Here is a 17,897-nt window from a genome sequence, read left to right as displayed (position 1 = left end):
CTATTCGATTTCTTCATCATTTAAATCGAATGTGTCACTTGATTCATCTTCATCAAAAAAGAAAAGAGAATCTCCGCGTGGATATATGCCTGCTGCTCGAGCATCTGACTCACTTTTTATATCAATTTTCCAACCCGTTAACTTTGCTGCAAGTCTAGCATTTTGCCCTCTTTTTCCGATGGCTAGTGATAATTGATAATCTGGTACGACAACCGTAGTTGCTTTTTCTTCTTCATGGATATCAACATCCAGTACTTTTGAAGGACTTAGGGCATTTGCAACAAAAACGACTGGATCAGACGACCATTCTACGATATCGATTTTTTCACCCTTTAATTCATTGACAATTGCCTGAACCCTAGCACCTTTAGGTCCAACGCAAGAACCTACTGGATCAACTTCAGCATTATCTGTACTCACAGAGATTTTGGATCGGTCACCCGCTTCACGGGCAACAGATTTAATTTCTACTGTGCCATCATAAATTTCAGGAACTTCGATTTCAAATAATCTTTTCAACAATCCTGGATGAGTTCGAGAAACATATATTTGCGGGCCTTTTGTCGTCTTTTCAACCTTTGTAATATAGACTTTGATACGATCATGTGGTTTATAAGTTTCATTTGGCATCTGTTCACTTTGTGGTAATAAAGCTTCAATCTTACCAAGGCTAACGTATATAAACCTAGGGTCTTGCCTTTGAACAATGCCTGTCATAATATCGTCTTCTCGGTCAATGAATTCCGAGTAAATAATACCTCTCTCCGCTTCACGAACGCGTTGGGTTACAACTTGTTTCGCAGTCTGAGCTGCTATTCTTCCGAAGTCTTTCGGTGTTACCTCTAACTCAAGAATATCTCCTGTTTCGTATGCAGGATTAATCTTTTTAGCTTGATCAAGAGATATTTCAAGTCTGGAATCAAAAACTTCATCAACGATTTCCTTACGAGCAAATACTCGCATTGTTCCGGTCTCCAAATTCAAGTCAACACGGACATTTTGCGCTTGATTAAAATTCCTTTTGTAAGCTGAAACAAGAGCCGCTTCGATTGCTTCAATCAATACATCACGACTAATTCCTTTTTCTCTTTCCAGAATAATGAGAGCATCCAATAGTTCCGAGCTCATTTAATGGTCATCCCCTTTAATTCACTTTTTACCTTTGTATGATTCAAACATAAATTTTTTTATGCTCTGTTAATCTTGTATGTAGATTCCATTGTGGTAAAATTCAATATACACTTTAACAAAGTCATTTTTTAAAAAACAACGGCCAATCTAGCTTTAGCAACTTTTTCAAATGGAATTTCAATCGTTTTAACACGTGTTTTGATTTTCATCTCAAGTATGATTGTTTCCCCATTAAAATTAATGAGCTTCCCTTCAAATATCTTTTCACCATCGATTGGTTCATATGTTTTAATATGAATGTTTTTACCGACTGAAGATTCGAAATCAGACTCTTTTTTCAATGGTCGTTCTGCACCTGGTGAAGATACTTCCAAAAAATAATTATGAGGTATTGGATCGATGTCATCTAGAATTACACTTAGTCTTTCACTTACAATACCGCATTCTTCAATGTCTATACCATTTTCCTTATCAAGAAATATGCGGAGAAACCAGTTTTTTCCTTCTTTTACATATTCAATATCGACAAGGTCAAGCTTCATATCTTCTAAGATAGGATTTACGAGATCTTCAACGATTTCTGTTACCTTACTCATAATGACCTCCATATGAGAGTTTCAATAGTTTTCATTTTTGGGCTTGAAATCGATTAGCAATACTGCGTTAATTAGCATGGTTATTGCGCTTTCTTTAGACTATCCGGAACAATACGAAAGAGTGGGGGGCGCCCACTCTTTTTGTCAACAGAGAGTTATTCATAGTATTTCCATTAAAAATATACCATATCCATTATATATATGCAAATGATAAGAAAGCGCTAGAACAACGATAGTTGATTTTGTTCAGGTAAAGATTCAAGACAACCATGCTTATCTAAGTATTCAATAATGGTCTTTGAAACCTTGCCTCTTTGCTGTAAATCTTCTTTTGATAGGAATTCACCATTTTCTCTTGCTTTTACGATATTCAATGCTGCGTTAGTTCCGAGTCCTGGTATTGAATTGAATGGAGGTATTAAAGCATCTCCATCGATAATAAATTGCGTTGCGCTTGAACGATAAAGATCAACACGCATGAATTTAAAATTCCTTTCACACATTTCCAGCGCAAGCTCTAACACTGTAAGTAAACTTTTCTCTTTCGGCAATGCGTCCAAGCCTTTCGCATTGATTTCCTCTATTCTTGCTCGAATCGTTTGCGAGCCTCTAACCATAGCTTCCAAATCAAAATCTTCTGCCCTTACAGTGAAATAAGCGGCGTAGTAATACAATGGATGGTGTACTTTAAAGTAGGCAATCCTTACAGCCATTAATACATAGGCAGCTGCGTGCGCCTTTGGAAACATATATTTAATTTTTTTACATGAGTCGATATACCATTCGGGAACAGTATTTTTCCTCATCTCATCTTCCCATTCAGGAGTTAGACCTTTTCCTTTACGAACGGATTCCATAATTTTAAACGCAAGTGAAGGTTCAAGTCCTTGGTATATTAAATAAACCATTATATCGTCACGGCAGCCGATAACTTCTGGCAAAGTACAAATTTTGTTATGAATAAGTTCTTGAGCATTTCCAAGCCATACATCCGTACCATGCGACAGTCCAGATATTTGCACAAGCTCCGAAAAAGTAGTCGGCTTAGTATCTTCAAGCATTTGGCGCACAAAACGAGTACCGAATTCAGGTATACCAAGTGTCCCCGTTTTACACATAATTTGTTCCTCAGTTACACCAAGAGATTCTGTACCGCTAAATATTTTCATAACTTCAGAGTCATCTGTTGGAATTGTTTTAGGATCAATTCCGCTTAAATCTTGTAGCATTCTAATAACAGTCGGATCATCGTGACCAAGAATATCAAGTTTTAATAAATTATCATGGATGGAATGAAAATCAAAATGAGTCGTTTTCCACTCCGACTCTTTATCGTCAGCAGGAAACTGAATTGGGCTAAAGTCAAAAATTTCCATATCATCTGGAACAACTATAATCCCACCCGGGTGCTGACCTGTTGTTCTTTTAACACCTGTACATCCTTGTACTAAGCGATCTATTTCAGCATTTCTTAAATGTAGATTATTATCTTGTGCATATCCTTTCACATAGCCAAAAGCCGTTTTTTCCGCGACTGTTCCAATTGTTCCAGCACGATACACATAGTCTTCTCCAAATAGAACCTTAGTATAGTTATGTGCATGAGGCTGATATTCACCGGAAAAGTTCAAATCAATATCCGGTACTTTATCTCCCTTAAAGCCAAGAAAAGTTTCAAATGGAATATCGTGACCGTCTTTTTTGTAGGCCGTTTCACATTGTGGGCAATCTTTATCAGGCAAATCAAATCCTGAACCAACCGTTCCATCATCAAAAAACTCTGAGTGCTTACAATTTGGACAGACATAATGTGGCGGCATTGGATTTACTTCTGTTATTTCAGTCATTGTTGCAACGAAGGATGATCCAACTGATCCTCGAGAACCAACTAAATATCCATCATCCAAAGATTTTTTTACAAGCTTATGCGATATGAGATAAATAACGGCAAATCCGTGCCCGATAATACTTTTTAATTCTTTTTCTAATCTTGCTTCTATAATTTCAGGAAGTGGATCTCCATAAATGCTCTTTGCTCTCTCATAGCTCATTGTCCGTATTTCATCTTCAGCGCCTTCAATTTTCGGAGTATAGAGATCGTCTTTTATAGGTTTAATGCTTTCAATCATATCTGCTACTAAAATTGAGTTATCGACAACAATCTTTTGTGCCAGGTCTTTTCCTAAAAAGGCAAATTCAGAAAGCATCTCGTTTGTCGTTCTAAAGTGGACGTCAGGCAATTCATGCCTATTTAATGGATTTGCTCCACCTTGAGAGGAAATTAAGATCTTACGATAGATTTTATCTTCTTCGTTCAAATAATGTACATTTCCAGTAGCAACGACTGGTAAACTCAACTTCTCTCCCATGTTGACGATATTCTTAATAATATCCTCTAAATCCTTTTCATTTCTAACAAGTTCCATTTCAATCAATGGGGCGTATACAGATTTAGGATGAACTTCAAGATAATCATAAAAAGCAGCTGCTTTTTCAGCTTCAGCTTGCCCCTTTTGCATCATCGCTTCAAATACTTCCCCTTTATCACAGCCAGAACCAACAAGGATTCCCTCTCGATGTTTTTCAAGTACAGATCTAGGAATTCTAGGAATTCGATAAATGTAGTTTAAGTGTGAAATAGATACAAGCTTAAATATATTTTTCAATCCTATTTCATTTTTTGCTAGCAAAATACAGTGGCTTGGTCTTGCTCGCTTATAAGCATCTCCTTCACCCATATAATCATTAAATTGATCATGATATTCTATGCCTTTTTCTTTGGCGTCCTTTAGCATTTTTAAAAATAAAAATCCTGTAGCTTCCGCATCATAAATAGCTCGGTGATGCTGGGTCAATTCAATATCGAACTTTTTAGCCAGCGTATTTAAACGATGGTTCTTAAATTCAGGAAATAGAAATCTAGCAAGCTCTAATGTATCTATAACAGGATTCTTAGATTTTCCAACTCCGATTTTTTGGAAACCAGTGTTTAAAAAACCCATATCAAACGTTGCATTATGAGCTACATATATGGCATCTTCGGACCATTCATAAAATTTCTGAAGCATGTCCTCTACTTCTGGCGCATCCTTAACCATATCATCTGTAATTCCTGTCAATTCAATCGTTGTCGCAGAAAGAGGATGGTGTGGATTTGCAAAGCTTTCAAATTTATCTACTACTTCACCATTTCTAATTTTCACCGCTGCAAGTTCTATAATCGTGTCGTAAATGGCAGATAAACCCGTTGTTTCAACGTCAAACACAATATATTCGGCAGTATCGAGAAGTCGGTGGTCACTATTATAGGCAATTGGCACCCCATCATCGATTAAGTTAGCCTCTAATCCATAAAGTATTTTAATATCATTCTTTTTGCCTGCACTATAAGCTTCTGGAAAAGATTGCACAACTGCATGATCCGTAATTGCGATCGCTTTATGTCCCCATTTTTTTGCTTGAGCGACGTAGCTGGAAATAGAGGTTACAGCATCCATTTGACTCATCGGAGAATGAAGATGCAATTCTACACGTTTAGATCCATCTTTCGCCAAATCTAATCGTGTTTTTGGTTTTACCTCATTTATATCATTAGCAATCATGACTAGGTCTCGAACAAATGTATCATTTTGTACGCTTCCTCGTACTTTTACCCACATTCCTTTTTTAACCATGTTTAGCATTTCTACATCTTCTTTATCTCTTGAAAACATTTTTACTAAAATGGAATCCGTATAGTCGGTCATCTTAAAAGTTAATAATGATCGACCACTTCGCAATTCTCTTATTTCCGCATCAAAAATATACCCTTGTACCGCAATTCTTCTTTCTTCATCGATAATGTCTTCAATCTTTTTAATATCTTCATCGTTTTTAATGGTGAGACCAATCATAAGTGGTCCAACGAATTCACCGTTATTTTTTTCTTTTTCTGCATCTGTACGTTGCATATCAACTACAGCTTGCCTAGCCCTTTCCTCATCTTCTTTTCTGTTGGCCTCGATAATCCTTTGTACATCTTCTGATTGTTGCTCATCATTTACTTCAGTATCGAATTGGAGTAAAGGAAAGCCGAAACTCTTATAAATATCAAGGATTAATCCACCATATTTCGCTTTTAACGTCTCTGCTTCCGTATGATTTCGAGTACCGATGATCATTTTATTCCCATTAATTTTAGGAGATTGTTCGTTTAATAAAGTTAATAGCATTGGAGAAATGCCGTCTATTTCCTTTACGCATCCATTCCAATAATCTAGTATAAGTTCTTCTGTAGGAACCGAGTCCTTTGCTTCAACCACAAAACTAACAGAAGCAATATGTTGAAAAGATTTTTGAAGATGATTAGAAAATGTAGAAAACACATTATGCGGAATGATTTTTTCAAACGTGAAGGAAAAATGCCATTGCTTTATTGATCGATCAATTGTAAGCTTTGTTATTTCTGCATTATAAAAATATTGAGTAAACGCATCATCCGTTAAACCAAGTTGTTGCAGAAGCAACTGAAATCTCTCTTTTTTTTCGGCGGGATTCATTGCCACATCTGCCTCCCATAAAGGAAGGTACCTAAATAGGTACCTTTTTTTATTATTTGACTTTGTATACTTGTAAGTAGATTTTCCTGCAGCCACTCGCTTTCCGCTACAATCCATTTATCCGCATGTTAAGACTATTACAATGCCTATTATTTCAATAAATTGTTAATCAGTGGTAACAACTCTGCTTTATCCACTTCAAATGATTCGCCCGTTTTTCTAACTTTCACTTCAACAATACCTTCATTAGCCCTTTTGCCAACCGTAACTCGGATTGGAAGACCGATTAAATCAGAATCTTTGAATTTCACACCAGGTCTTTCAGAACGATCATCTAATAAAACATCATATCGATTTGTTTTACATAAGTCATATAGTTCTCCAGCTAAGTCAACCTGGTCTTGATCTTTCATATTTACCGGAATCACATGGATATGATATGGAGCAATATTATTTGGCCATACAAGTCCATTTTCATCATTAAATTGTTCGGCAATCGCAGATAATGTACGAGAAACACCGATACCGTAACAACCCATAATATAGTTTTGAGCTCGTCCATTTTCATCTAAATAATTAGCATCCATTGCTTCACTATAAGTTGTTCCTAGTTTAAAAATATGTCCCACTTCTATACCGCGGGCAAAACGTATTATTCCTTTTCCGTCTGGAGAAGGATCACCTTCCATAATAAATCTGAAATCGGCGTAGTTTTCAACCTCAAAATCCCTTCCAGGATTCACATTAACGAAATGGAAACCATCAGCATTGGCACCGCAAACGGCATTGACTAAAGCTTTAACCGCATGATCTGCGTATACCTTCAACTTTCCAGTCACACCAACAGGACCTAGTGAACCAGTAGGACAGCCTAAAATATGTTCCGTTTCCTCTTGATCGCAAAGTTCAACAGTTTTTGCATTCAATACATTTTTGACTTTAATGTCATTGACATCATGATCTCCGCGAACAAGTATCATGATAGGCTCGTCATCTACTTTAAATACTAATGACTTAATGCATTTTTGAGGTTCTATATTAAAAAATGAAGACACTTCTGCAATCGTTTTTTGGTTTGGAGTCGCGATTTTTTCTAATTTTTTCTCGTCCTCAGTTGACTTCTCATAATCGACAACACATTCAGCCATTTCAATATTAGCAGCATAGTCAGAAGTATCAGAATAAGCAATTGTATCTTCACCTATTTCTGATAAAACCATGAATTCCTGAGTATCCTTACCACCAATTGCTCCTGAATCTGCTAGAACGGCTCTGAAGTCTAGACCGCATCTAGTGAAAATATTCATATATGCAGTATACATTTTATTATAAACTTCATCCAAGCTTTCAGCAGAAGTGTGAAAGGAGTACGCATCCTTCATAATAAACTCACGTCCACGTAATAAACCGAATCTTGGTCGTTTTTCATCTCTAAACTTTGTCTGAATTTGAAAAAGGGTAAGTGGAAGTCGCTTGTACGATTGTACATCGTCATTTACAAGACTCGTAATTACTTCCTCATGAGTTGCTCCTAATGCGAAATCCCGTCCATGGCGATCATGCATACGCATTAATTCATCGCCATATGTGAACCAACGTCCAGACTCCTGCCATAACTCAGCTGGTTGTAATGCGGGCATTAGTAGTTCAGCTGCCCCAGCATTTTCCATTTCTTCTCGGATAATTTTTTCAATTTTATCCAATGCTCTTTTCGCAAGTGGCATATATGAATAGACTCCGCTTGCAATTTGTCTTATGAAGCCCGCTCTAAGGAGGAGCTGATGACTTTTAATATCAGCATCAGCTGGTACCTCACGAAGAGTAGGAATTAATGTCATACTTTGTCTCAAACTTAGCACCCCATCTTTTATTACTACAATGTTTAATTAATGAAAAAACGTTGAATATCGTTCCAAGTAACTACTATCATCAATACCATCAACAGGGCAAAGCCGATAAAATGAACCATTCCTTCTTTATGGCGATCAATAGGCTTTCCTCTGACAGCTTCTACACCAAAAAATAGTAGTCGACCTCCGTCAAGGGCTGGAATTGGTAATAAGTTCATAATACCTAAATTAATGCTTAAAAGACCAGTCCACTTCATTAAATAAAGAATCCCTGCTTTAGCAACTTCTTCTGTGGACTTGTATATCCCTACCGGCCCAGAAAGCATATCAATAGAAAATTGGCCAACGACTAATTGTCCGAGCAATTGGAAAATTTTTATTGTCCAATGATACGTCTCGACAAATCCGCTTAATGCTACTTTTGAAAAAGATTTATCTAAATAAGATTGGACACCAATCAAACCAATTTCTTTATCTTCTTCAACAAATCGTTTCGGAGTTACCGGGATGTCCAAAGTTTTACCGTCCCGATCAACCGTAAAAACTAACTCCTCTTCAGGATGCGCTCTAACAATCGTTGTCATATCCGTAAAAGTCTTCACTTCAGAGCCATCAATACTTAAAACAAGATCACCTTGTTTCAAGCCAGATTCTTGGGCTGCCCCATCTGAAAGCACCTTACCGAGCTTAGCCTCTTCTATCGGTACGCCTTGAATAACACCAATCATCGTAAATGCCACAATTGCCAAAATAAAGTTAAACAATGGACCTGCAAAAATCGTCATTGCTCTTGCGCTTAATTTTTTAGAAGCAAATTGGCGATCCCATGGCGCAATCTGTGTTTCAACTTGATCTTCAACAACGACCGCTTCACGAGATACGTCAAATCTTTGAAGATGATCCTCTTCACCTTCTTCATATCCTTGAATAAAAAGACGATGTTCTAAATCGGCCTTTTCAACTTCAATCATTTTTACATTCGGATAGCGATTTTTACCGGTTAAGATAATTTTATTTATCTTTTCACTTTGATCAAACTGGATAGCGATCCGATGTCCAGGTTTTATTTCCGGTATATCCGGATCTTCCCCGGCCATTCTTACAAACCCACCAATAGGTAAAAGTCTTATTGTATAGGTCGTTTCACCTTTTTTGTATGAAAAAATTTTCGGACCAAACCCAATTGCAAACTCTCTTACAAGTATTCCTGAACGCTTAGCAAAAATAAAATGCCCTAGCTCATGAAAAAATACGAGAGCCCCAAATATAATGATAAAGGAAATAACGGTATTCATTTACACAACCTCCTTTAAGAAAAATGCTCTTCGTTAAGTAAGTGAGTTAACATAAACCCTAGTTTCCGCATCAACATCTTGAATTGTTTCGAGATCAGGGTTTTTAATAGTAGTATGGCGAGCAAGTGCCTTCTCAATCAAGTCTTCGATTGATAGAAAAGAAATTTTACCTGAAAGAAATGCATGTACAGCTACTTCATTTGCTGCATTTAAAACAGTAGGCAATGTTCCGCCTCTTTTTCCAGCCTCATAAGCAAATTCTAAACATCTAAACCTTTCAAAATCCATTTCCTCAAAATGAAGCTGTCCAATTTTAGCTAAATCAAGACGATTCTCTGTCTGAAAATGGAATCTGTCGGGATATGTGAGTGCGTATTGAATAGGTACTCTCATATCAGGTGTTCCCAATTGGGCTATTATACTGCTGTCATCATATTCAACCATTGAATGGATAATGCTTTCACGATGTAAAAGAACATCAATTTTTTCGTATGGTTTATCAAAGAGCCAGTGTGCTTCTATGACTTCTAACCCTTTGTTCATCATTGTAGCAGAATCTATCGTAATTTTGGAGCCCATTGACCAATTTGGATGACTTAACGCCTGTTCTAATGTAACATTTTTAAGATCTTCACGTTTATAATCCCTAAAACTCCCGCCAGATGCTGTTATTATTAGCCTATTTACGCTAGACAGTTTTTCCCCTTGCAAACATTGATAAATAGCTGAATGCTCACTATCGACTGGTATGATGGGAACATTATTCTCTTTCGCATGCGTCATGACAAGGTGTCCAGCTGTCACTAACGTTTCTTTATTGGCAAGAGCGATTGTCTTTTTTTCTTTTATAGCTTCCAGTGTTGGGTTCAGACCTACACTTCCTATTACCGAATTTAAGAGTATATCGGACTTATGATACACAGCCGCTTCCATTAATCCCTCTGAGCCATACCCAAAAGTAAACCCTTGTGGATACTCTATTTTTAACTTATCATAGTCTTCCTTATATTGTACGGAAACATATTCTGGTTTAAACTCAAGCAGAATTTTCCTTACAAGTTCTATATTTTTCCCCGCCGAAATTGCCACTAGTTTAAATTGTTCTGGATTATTCCGTATAACATCAAGAGTTTGTATGCCAATCGAACCTGTTGCACCAAGCAAACTTATGTATTTCATTATTTCCGCTCCTTGCTGAATACAATCTGTATTAAAATATGGCTGTCTTCGTAAAGTTTGTTGTTTTTGTAAAAGCCCAAAAGCCGGCTTTTACCCTTAAAAGGTGAGTTTAGCGATTCTTATGAAGTACGCAGCTCTTTTCTAAGCGGAATGACTAAGTTTGAGTTCCGAATTTATTCTTACTATGTAACTTAAGAAAAAAAAGCAACAATGTTTAAGAAAAGAGCCTAAAATATTAAAAAATGGAGTAGAGGCAGTACAAATAACCAGCTATCACAGCGATCAAGAATGCCTCCATGGCCAGGAAATAGGTTTCCAGAATCCTTTACCCCATAATGGCGTTTCAATGCAGATTCAGCCAAATCGCCCATTTGCCCAAATATAGAAATAATAATCGTAACGATTAGTAATTTTCCAAAAGGTATTTGAATGTTGGAAAAGAAAATAAATAAAATAGCTACAATTAATCCGGACGCAATCCCGCCGAAAAAACCTTCGACTGTTTTATTTGGACTAATATCTGGCCACAATTTATGCTTTCCAAATTTTCTTCCTACAAAATACGCTCCAGAATCTGTTACCCATACAACAAATAATGCATAAAAAAGATAAACAAGTCCTTGTTCACGAATTTGTACAAAATAGAAGAACCCGATGCCAATATATAAAACGGATAATAGAATAAATCCGACATCATCAAACGTAAACTGGTTCTTGACGATCACCGTATATGATAAAAATAGTAAAACGGCTGCAAATGCAAGTTCAATTTTGGATAAGCCCGTAATATTAATCATGTCAAAATAATGATTAGGTAATAAGAAAATCCACAGTAAAATAGTGGCTATTAAACCGTGAAAGGAAAAAATTGAAAGCTTTCGCATATGAAAAAGCTCATATAATCCAATTGATGCCATGATGTATGCTAGAAATAAAAAAGGAATTCCACCTAAAATGGCAATGGGTAAAAATATCGCAATCAAAATTGTTGCTGTTATGATTCGTTGTTTCATTTCTGTGACTCCTCGCTATGTATTCCTCCAAATCGCCTTGTACGCCGCTGATATGCCTCAACAGCCTCGAGTAAATGTGTTTCTTTAAAATCTGGCCATAGTACGTCTGTAAACCATAATTCCGAATATGCAATTTGCCAAAGCATAAAATTGCTAATGCGTAGCTCTCCACTAGTTCGAATTAATAGGTCTGGATCAGGTAAATCATGAGTCATCAAATATTTAGAAAAGCACTCATCATCAATATCACTATCAATTAATTTTCCATTCTTTACATCATTGGAAATGTCTCTAACTGCTTCAAGAATTTCTGCTCTGCCCCCATAATTCAATGCAAAATTCAATTTCAGACCGGTATTCGCCGACGTTTCCTGTATTGCTTTTTCTACTGCTCGTCTTGTATGTTCTGGAATTCTATTATTATGGCCAATCATACAAACTTTTACATTTTCTTCAATGAGTTCTGGAAGGAAATTTCCAAGAAATTCCTCAGGTAACCCCATTAAATAATCAACTTCCTGTTTAGGTCGTTTCCAATTTTCAGTAGAAAAGGCGTAAAGTGTTAGAGTATCAATATTAAGTCGATTAGCCAACATCGTAATTTTCCGAACGATTTTCATACCTTCATGATGACCTGCTATTCGGGGAAGAGCCCTTTTCTTTGCCCATCTGCCATTCCCGTCCATAATAATGGCAATATGAGTTGGAACTGGCTGTTTTAACGCTTTTTCTATTCTCTCATCTATTGAAAATGTTTTTTTTGAACTTTTCCATAATTTAAATATATTTAACATGAAAGGATCCCCCATCAGAGTTGCTTCCTTATAATCGAAAGAGCCATAATTCCTATTATAAATAAAATATTACTGTTTGGATAGAGAATGATACAGAAAGTATAAATATAATACATTTTATTACAACAAAAGATCGAAGACTTATGTTAATAGAAGTGCAACTTCAGAACCTTAACTTTAAGAAAAAGAACCTGAAGTGCGTAAATTGGCGACAGAACGAGAAATCATAAGAAAGATTACTAAGATGCTTTTTTTATTTGTATAAAAACTAAGTTCAAGCTTATTATTTATTTTCACACTGTTGATTGGAGCGAAAGGCGTGAGACTCCTGCGGGAATAACGGTATACGTGAGACCCCACAGGCGCGTCAAGCGCCGAGGAGGCTCACGAACCGCCCGCGGAAGCGAATGCCTGTAGCGGAAATCAACCGACCTTGTTCGGAATCTTAATAAAAGAAAAAAACTCCCTTCATGATAAAGGGAGAATAATCGTTTCATTGAATCCTTTTATACTGCTAATATTTCTTGTTCTTTTTCTTTTGTAAGGTCATCAATTTTTTTAATATGGTTATCCGTCAATTTTTGGATATCATCGGAATAACCACGTAAATCATCTTCTGTAATTTCTCCATTTTTTTCAAGCTTCTTTAATTCTTCATTGCCATCACGACGGATATTACGAATCGTAATTTTTGCATCTTCGCCTTCTTTTTTTACAACTTTAACGAGTTCTTTTCTACGCTCTTCCGTAAGTTGAGGAATCATTAGTCTAATTAATGAGCCATCATTTGAAGGTGTAAGACCCAGATCAGATTTTAATATTGCTTTTTCGATAGCACCGAGAATGGATTTATCATAAGGTTGAATTACAAGCATTCTAGCTTCTGGTACAGAAATGGAAGCCATTTGATTTACTGGTGTCGGCGCACCGTAATAATCAATTGTCAGCTTGTCAAGCAATGATGCACTAGCTCTACCAGCACGAATGCTAGCTAGCTCACGAGAATACGCTTGGATCGCTTTCTCCATTTTGTTTTTCGTTTCAGAAAGTACTTGCTTTGCCATTATTCCTTCCCCCTCACTAATGTTCCAATTTGTTCACCCATGACAGCACGCTTTACGTTGCCTTTTTCTGTAAATGAAAAGACAATCAATGGTATATCATTATCCATACATAAAGAAGAAGCAGTAGAATCCATTACCCCTAAACCTTCCTTTAAAACATCTAAGTAAGAAAGTTGGTCGTATTTTACCGCATCTTTATTAATTTTAGGATCGTCGCTATATACACCATCGACATTGTTTTTAGCCATTAGTATGACTTCTGCCTCGATTTCAGCAGCTCTTAATGCAGCTGTTGTATCTGTAGAGAAATACGGATTTCCAGTTCCAGCAGCAAAAATAACGACGCGGTTTTTTTCTAAGTGACGTATCGCTCTTCTACGAATGTATGGCTCAGCAACTTGCCTCATATCAATCGATGTTTGAACACGTGTCTCAATACCAAGTTGTTCCAAACTATCTTGTAAGGCTAGAGAATTCATGACAGTGGCAAGCATACCCATATAATCCGCTGTCGCCCTATCCATTCCCATTTCACTGCCTACTTTCCCACGCCAAATGTTTCCTCCGCCAACTACTACAGCTACTTCAACGCCTAATTCAGCTACTTCTTTAACTTGTTCAGCAATTGATTTAATGACTGCAGGTTTAATGCCGAAACCTTCATTGCCAGCTAGTGCTTCACCACTGAGTTTAAGTACAACTCGTTTATATTTTGGGTTGCCCATAAGAACCTCCGTATGTAGTTATGTATTATTTTGCATGGCTTAGTTAAGCAAGAATATTGATTTCCGCTCCAATCAACAAACAGAAAAATCAACATTGAGCTTTAACAAAGCCTTTTACTTAAGTGGAGCCACTTTTAAGAAGCTTCCTCTACTGTAAGAGAATAAAATATCTTTGAAAAAAGGGAACACAGAATGTTCCCTTCAATATTACTTCTTAATTTGACTCATAACTTCTTCTGCAAAATTCTCTTGACGCTTCTCGATGCCTTCCCCAACTTCATAACGGATAAATTCTACAACTTTCGCACCGTTTGATTCTACAAATTGACGAACCTTTTGATCTGGATTTTTTACGAAAGTTTGGTCAAGCAAGCAAATATCTTCGAAGAATTTACGTAGGCGACCTTCAACCATTTTTACAACAATGTTTTCAGGTTTTCCTTCATTCAATGCTTGTTGTATAAGTACTTGACGCTCACGCTCAGTTTCTTCTTCAGAAACTTGATCACGAGAAATATATTTAGGATTAATAGCTGCAATGTGCATCGCTACATCTTTAGCAACTGCTGCATCCGTAGTACCTTCTAGTACAGTGAGTACGGCGATGCGGCCACCCATATGCAAGTATTCACCAAATGCGCCATTATCTGCCTTAGTTCTTACTTCAAAACGGCGTAACGTGATTTTTTCACCAATTTTTGCAATCGCTGCGTTCACATATTCACCGACTGTTTGCCCATTATCCATTTTTTGTTCTAATGCTTCTTCTACAGATGCAGGCTTATTAGCAAGCAAGTGCTCAGCCAATTCATTTACTAAGTTTTGGAAATTTTCGTTTTTTGCAACGAAGTCAGTTTCAGCGTTTACTTCAAGGATAACTGCGTCATTACCTTTGCTCAAAATAAAAGTTGTACCTTCAGCAGCAATACGATCAGCTTTTTTGGCTGCAGAAGCAATTCCTTTTTCACGTAAAAAATCGATCGCTTCTTCCATATTTCCATTTGTTTCTGTCAACGCTTTTTTACAATCCATCATACCCGCGCCTGTTTTTTCACGCAATTCTTTTACCATTTGTGCAGTAATTGCCATTTGTCTTGTCCTCCTAAATGATAGTTTGAAAAAAGGTGATAAGTGTCTAACACTCTTATCACCTTTTATCGTAACGATACAGCTCTGTAAGATCCCAGTGCTGCAGCTCTTTTATATGTTAAACGTTTGCTGTTTCAGCTGCTTCTTCTGCTTCTTCATCCTGCTTGGATTCCATTAATGCATCAGCCATTTTAGCAGTCAAAAGTTTTACCGCACGAATTGCATCATCGTTAGCAGGGATTACATAGTCGATTTCATCCGGATCACAGTTTGTATCAACGATTCCGACGATAGGAATATTCAATTTGCGTGCCTCTGCAACTGCAATTCTTTCTTTGCGAGGATCAATAATGAACATTGCATCTGGAAGAGTCTTCATATCTTTAATACCGCCCAAAAATTTAACAAGTCGATCATATTCTTTCTTTAACATAACGACTTCTTTTTTAGGTAGCACATCGAAAGTTCCGTCTTCTTCCATTTTCTCGATTGCTTTTAAACGATCGATTCTTTTTTGGATAGTTTCAAAGTTAGTTAGCGTTCCGCCAAGCCAGCGATGGTTAACATAATAATGTCCAGCGCGCTCTGCTTCTTCTTTAACTGATTCTTGAGCTTGTTTTTTTGTTCCAACGAAAAGAACTTTTCCATTGTTATCTGCAAGCTCTCTTAAAAATTTGTATGCTTCTTCAACCTTTTTAACTGTTTTTTGAAGGTCGATAATATAAATACCGTTACGCTCCGTAAAAATGTATTTTTTCATTTTTGGGTTCCAACGGCGTGTTTGGTGTCCAAAATGTACACCAGCTTCAAGCAATTGCTTCATAGAAATTACTGACATATTGTTATTTCCTCCTTGGTTTTTTTTCCTCCGCTCCGCTCATTTTTTGTACATTCTGTTTTTGAAACAGCACCATGCAACAAAATCACGGAACGTGTGTATTAACACCATCAATCAATATAGCATAAAAAAAATATGCTATCAAGTATTACTTACGATTTTCATGAAACTTCAGTAAAAGTTCTACTTCAGTCTTTCCTTTTTTTAAATGTTTTGCTATTTCACTGCTAGTTAAACCTTTCTGTGATAGAGCATCAACTTGTTCTATGAATGTTTTTTCCTCTGAATCTCTCTTATTGTCACTTGATTTCTGATATACTTCGGAAGCTAGCATTCTGGAGTATGTCTCAGAGGTAATAGGCTCTTCCTGTGTTAATGTTCTTATTGGTTCATCCTTTGATCTATGGATGTCAATGTCTATAGGTTGTTCATCGGATCTATCATCTTGCTTCGTGTGATAAAATTTAGAAATGAATGATTTATTTTCTTCTTTTATTTCCAATAGAAAAGCAGATAACATTTCCTCCGATTCCTGTTGAATTTTACGTTGATTCCGTTCCATTTCTATAAAACGATTTTGGCGTTGAAATAAGATGACGACAGCCAAAATCAAAAAAATATTTAACATAAATAAGATAAAGATTAGTATACCGGTCAATGTTATCACTACCCATTGTAATCGATTGTTTTACCTTTATAAGGGTGAGGAGAGTCCGCTTTTTTAGGTTTTTTTACTTTATTTTTTCCAGGCTGCTTTCCTTCGTCTTTTGGATCGGATGATGAACGATCTTTTAACAATAATTTCTCTTTTCGCTCCGCTTCAATTATTCCGTTTCTTTCACGTTCTACTTTTTCTTTCATTTCCTCCGTTGCCTGATCTAAGATGGTTTGCCCTCTCTGTTGAAGCTGTTCGGAGATTTTCCCCGCTTCAATAGTTCTAGGGATGGCAACTTGCATTTCAATCGATTTAAGGCTCACTCTTTTATACCTCCGTTATTTTAGAAGTACACTTTTTAATTTTACAATTGCCTTAGAATGAATTTGGGAAATTCTTGAAGTAGATAGTTGTAATATTTCTCCAATCTCTGTAAATGTCAATTCTTCCTTATAAAATAAACTTAATACAAGCTGCTCTTTTTCATTGAGCTCAGAAAGAGCCATTTCAAGATCATGAAGCCATTCGTTTTTTACGAGCTGTTCTTCTGGTGTTAGTGTTTCCTCATCTTGAATATTATGGCTGTGACTTTCGTCGTCTTGATCATATATTTGCTCGTCCATTGATAAGACACTTGCATAGAAATGTTCATTTAACGTTCTATAAACTTCTTCTACAGAAAATCCACTTTCAGATGCTATTTCTTCGATTGATACGTGGCGCATTAATGTTTGTTCAAGCGTATTTGTAACGGCTTCGATTCTTTTTACTTTATCTCTAGTGCTTCTTGGAAGCCAATCTTCTTTTCTTAACCCATCTATGATTGCACCTCTTATTCGAAAAGAAGCATATGTATCGAACTTTAAATCCCTCGAAATATCATATTTATTTAATGCATCCAGTAGCCCCATTAGCCCTAAGCTTTTTAGTTCCTCTCTACTCACATTTCTAGGCAATCCGACTGAAATGCGTTGCACATGATAAGAAACTAAAGGCATATATTTTTCTACAAGCATATCTCCTGCATCAGCATCACGGGAATGAGTCCAAAGCTCCCAAAATTTCTTTTCTTCCATCTGTGGTGAGTTTGACATAATTTCTCCTCCAAACAGTTACAAGCCATTGTAGTA

The 17,897-nt window shown here is 36.6% G+C and carries 15 protein-coding genes; all 15 read right to left on the bottom strand.

All coding sequences use genetic code 11. The features are described 5' to 3' along the window. Entirely contained in the window at window positions 1-1,128 is a 1,128-nt protein-coding gene (gene nusA, locus KHA93_RS04910; protein ID WP_213109707.1) for a transcription termination factor NusA, read from the bottom strand. A gap of 131 nt (window positions 1,129-1,259) precedes the next feature. Then, complete coding sequence (rimP, locus tag KHA93_RS04905) at window positions 1,260-1,727, bottom strand: ribosome maturation factor RimP (RefSeq protein ID WP_213109706.1); 468 nt, start codon at window positions 1,725-1,727, stop codon at window positions 1,260-1,262. Between the two features lie 221 nt (window positions 1,728-1,948). After that, the gene (locus KHA93_RS04900; RefSeq protein ID WP_213112775.1) at window positions 1,949-6,265 is read right to left on the bottom strand and encodes a PolC-type DNA polymerase III; all 4,317 of its coding nucleotides are present in this window, start codon (window positions 6,263-6,265) and stop codon (window positions 1,949-1,951) included. Window positions 6,266-6,414: 149 nt separating this feature from the next. Then, window positions 6,415-8,115, bottom strand: coding sequence for a proline--tRNA ligase (locus KHA93_RS04895; protein WP_213109705.1), 1,701 nt, complete (start codon window positions 8,113-8,115; stop codon window positions 6,415-6,417). 32 nt (window positions 8,116-8,147) lie between these two features. Further along, window positions 8,148-9,410: an RIP metalloprotease RseP gene (gene rseP, locus KHA93_RS04890; RefSeq protein ID WP_213109704.1), complete on the bottom strand. Its 1,263-nt coding sequence runs from the start codon at window positions 9,408-9,410 to the stop codon at window positions 8,148-8,150. Window positions 9,411-9,443: 33 nt separating this feature from the next. Continuing rightward, window positions 9,444-10,589 (bottom strand): 1-deoxy-D-xylulose-5-phosphate reductoisomerase, encoded by a 1,146-nt coding sequence (dxr, locus tag KHA93_RS04885; protein ID WP_213109703.1) that lies wholly within the window; start codon window positions 10,587-10,589, stop codon window positions 9,444-9,446. Between the two features lie 227 nt (window positions 10,590-10,816). Then, window positions 10,817-11,602, bottom strand: a complete 786-nt coding sequence (locus KHA93_RS04880) for a phosphatidate cytidylyltransferase (RefSeq protein WP_213109702.1) — start codon at window positions 11,600-11,602, stop codon at window positions 10,817-10,819. Next, window positions 11,599-12,396 carry an undecaprenyl pyrophosphate synthase gene (gene uppS / locus KHA93_RS04875; protein WP_213109701.1) on the bottom strand — a complete coding sequence of 266 codons (798 nt, stop codon included), beginning with the start codon at window positions 12,394-12,396 and terminating at the stop codon, window positions 11,599-11,601. The genes KHA93_RS04880 and uppS overlap by 4 nt, the downstream gene beginning before the upstream one ends. A gap of 506 nt (window positions 12,397-12,902) precedes the next feature. Continuing rightward, the gene (gene frr, locus KHA93_RS04870) at window positions 12,903-13,460 is read right to left on the bottom strand and encodes a ribosome recycling factor (RefSeq protein WP_213109700.1); all 558 of its coding nucleotides are present in this window, start codon (window positions 13,458-13,460) and stop codon (window positions 12,903-12,905) included. Next, on the bottom strand, window positions 13,460-14,185 hold the full coding sequence (gene pyrH / locus KHA93_RS04865) for a UMP kinase (protein ID WP_213109699.1): 726 nt from the start codon (window positions 14,183-14,185) through the stop codon (window positions 13,460-13,462). Before pyrH ends, frr begins: the two co-directional genes overlap by 1 nt. A gap of 207 nt (window positions 14,186-14,392) precedes the next feature. Beyond that, a complete protein-coding gene (tsf, locus tag KHA93_RS04860; protein ID WP_213109698.1) occupies window positions 14,393-15,274 on the bottom strand; it encodes a translation elongation factor Ts in 882 nt (293 codons plus the stop codon). A 118-nt stretch (window positions 15,275-15,392) separates the two neighbouring features. Beyond that, the gene (rpsB, locus tag KHA93_RS04855) at window positions 15,393-16,112 is read right to left on the bottom strand and encodes a 30S ribosomal protein S2 (RefSeq protein ID WP_213109697.1); all 720 of its coding nucleotides are present in this window, start codon (window positions 16,110-16,112) and stop codon (window positions 15,393-15,395) included. 148 nt (window positions 16,113-16,260) lie between these two features. After that, window positions 16,261-16,740, bottom strand: a complete 480-nt coding sequence (locus KHA93_RS04850) for a hypothetical protein (RefSeq protein ID WP_213109696.1) — start codon at window positions 16,738-16,740, stop codon at window positions 16,261-16,263. Window positions 16,741-16,778: 38 nt separating this feature from the next. Beyond that, complete coding sequence (locus tag KHA93_RS04845; RefSeq protein WP_213109695.1) at window positions 16,779-17,090, bottom strand: hypothetical protein; 312 nt, start codon at window positions 17,088-17,090, stop codon at window positions 16,779-16,781. A 15-nt stretch (window positions 17,091-17,105) separates the two neighbouring features. Beyond that, window positions 17,106-17,861 carry a FliA/WhiG family RNA polymerase sigma factor gene (locus KHA93_RS04840; protein WP_267916983.1) on the bottom strand — a complete coding sequence of 252 codons (756 nt, stop codon included), beginning with the start codon at window positions 17,859-17,861 and terminating at the stop codon, window positions 17,106-17,108. Between the last annotated feature and the right edge of the window lie 36 nt (window positions 17,862-17,897).

The organism is Lederbergia citrisecunda (assembly GCF_018343695.1).
GTDB lineage: Bacteria > Bacillota > Bacilli > Bacillales > Bacillaceae_C > Lederbergia > Lederbergia citrisecunda.
Note: the sequence above shows the minus strand (reverse complement) of the source record. Positions and strands in the feature narration are given on the sequence as shown.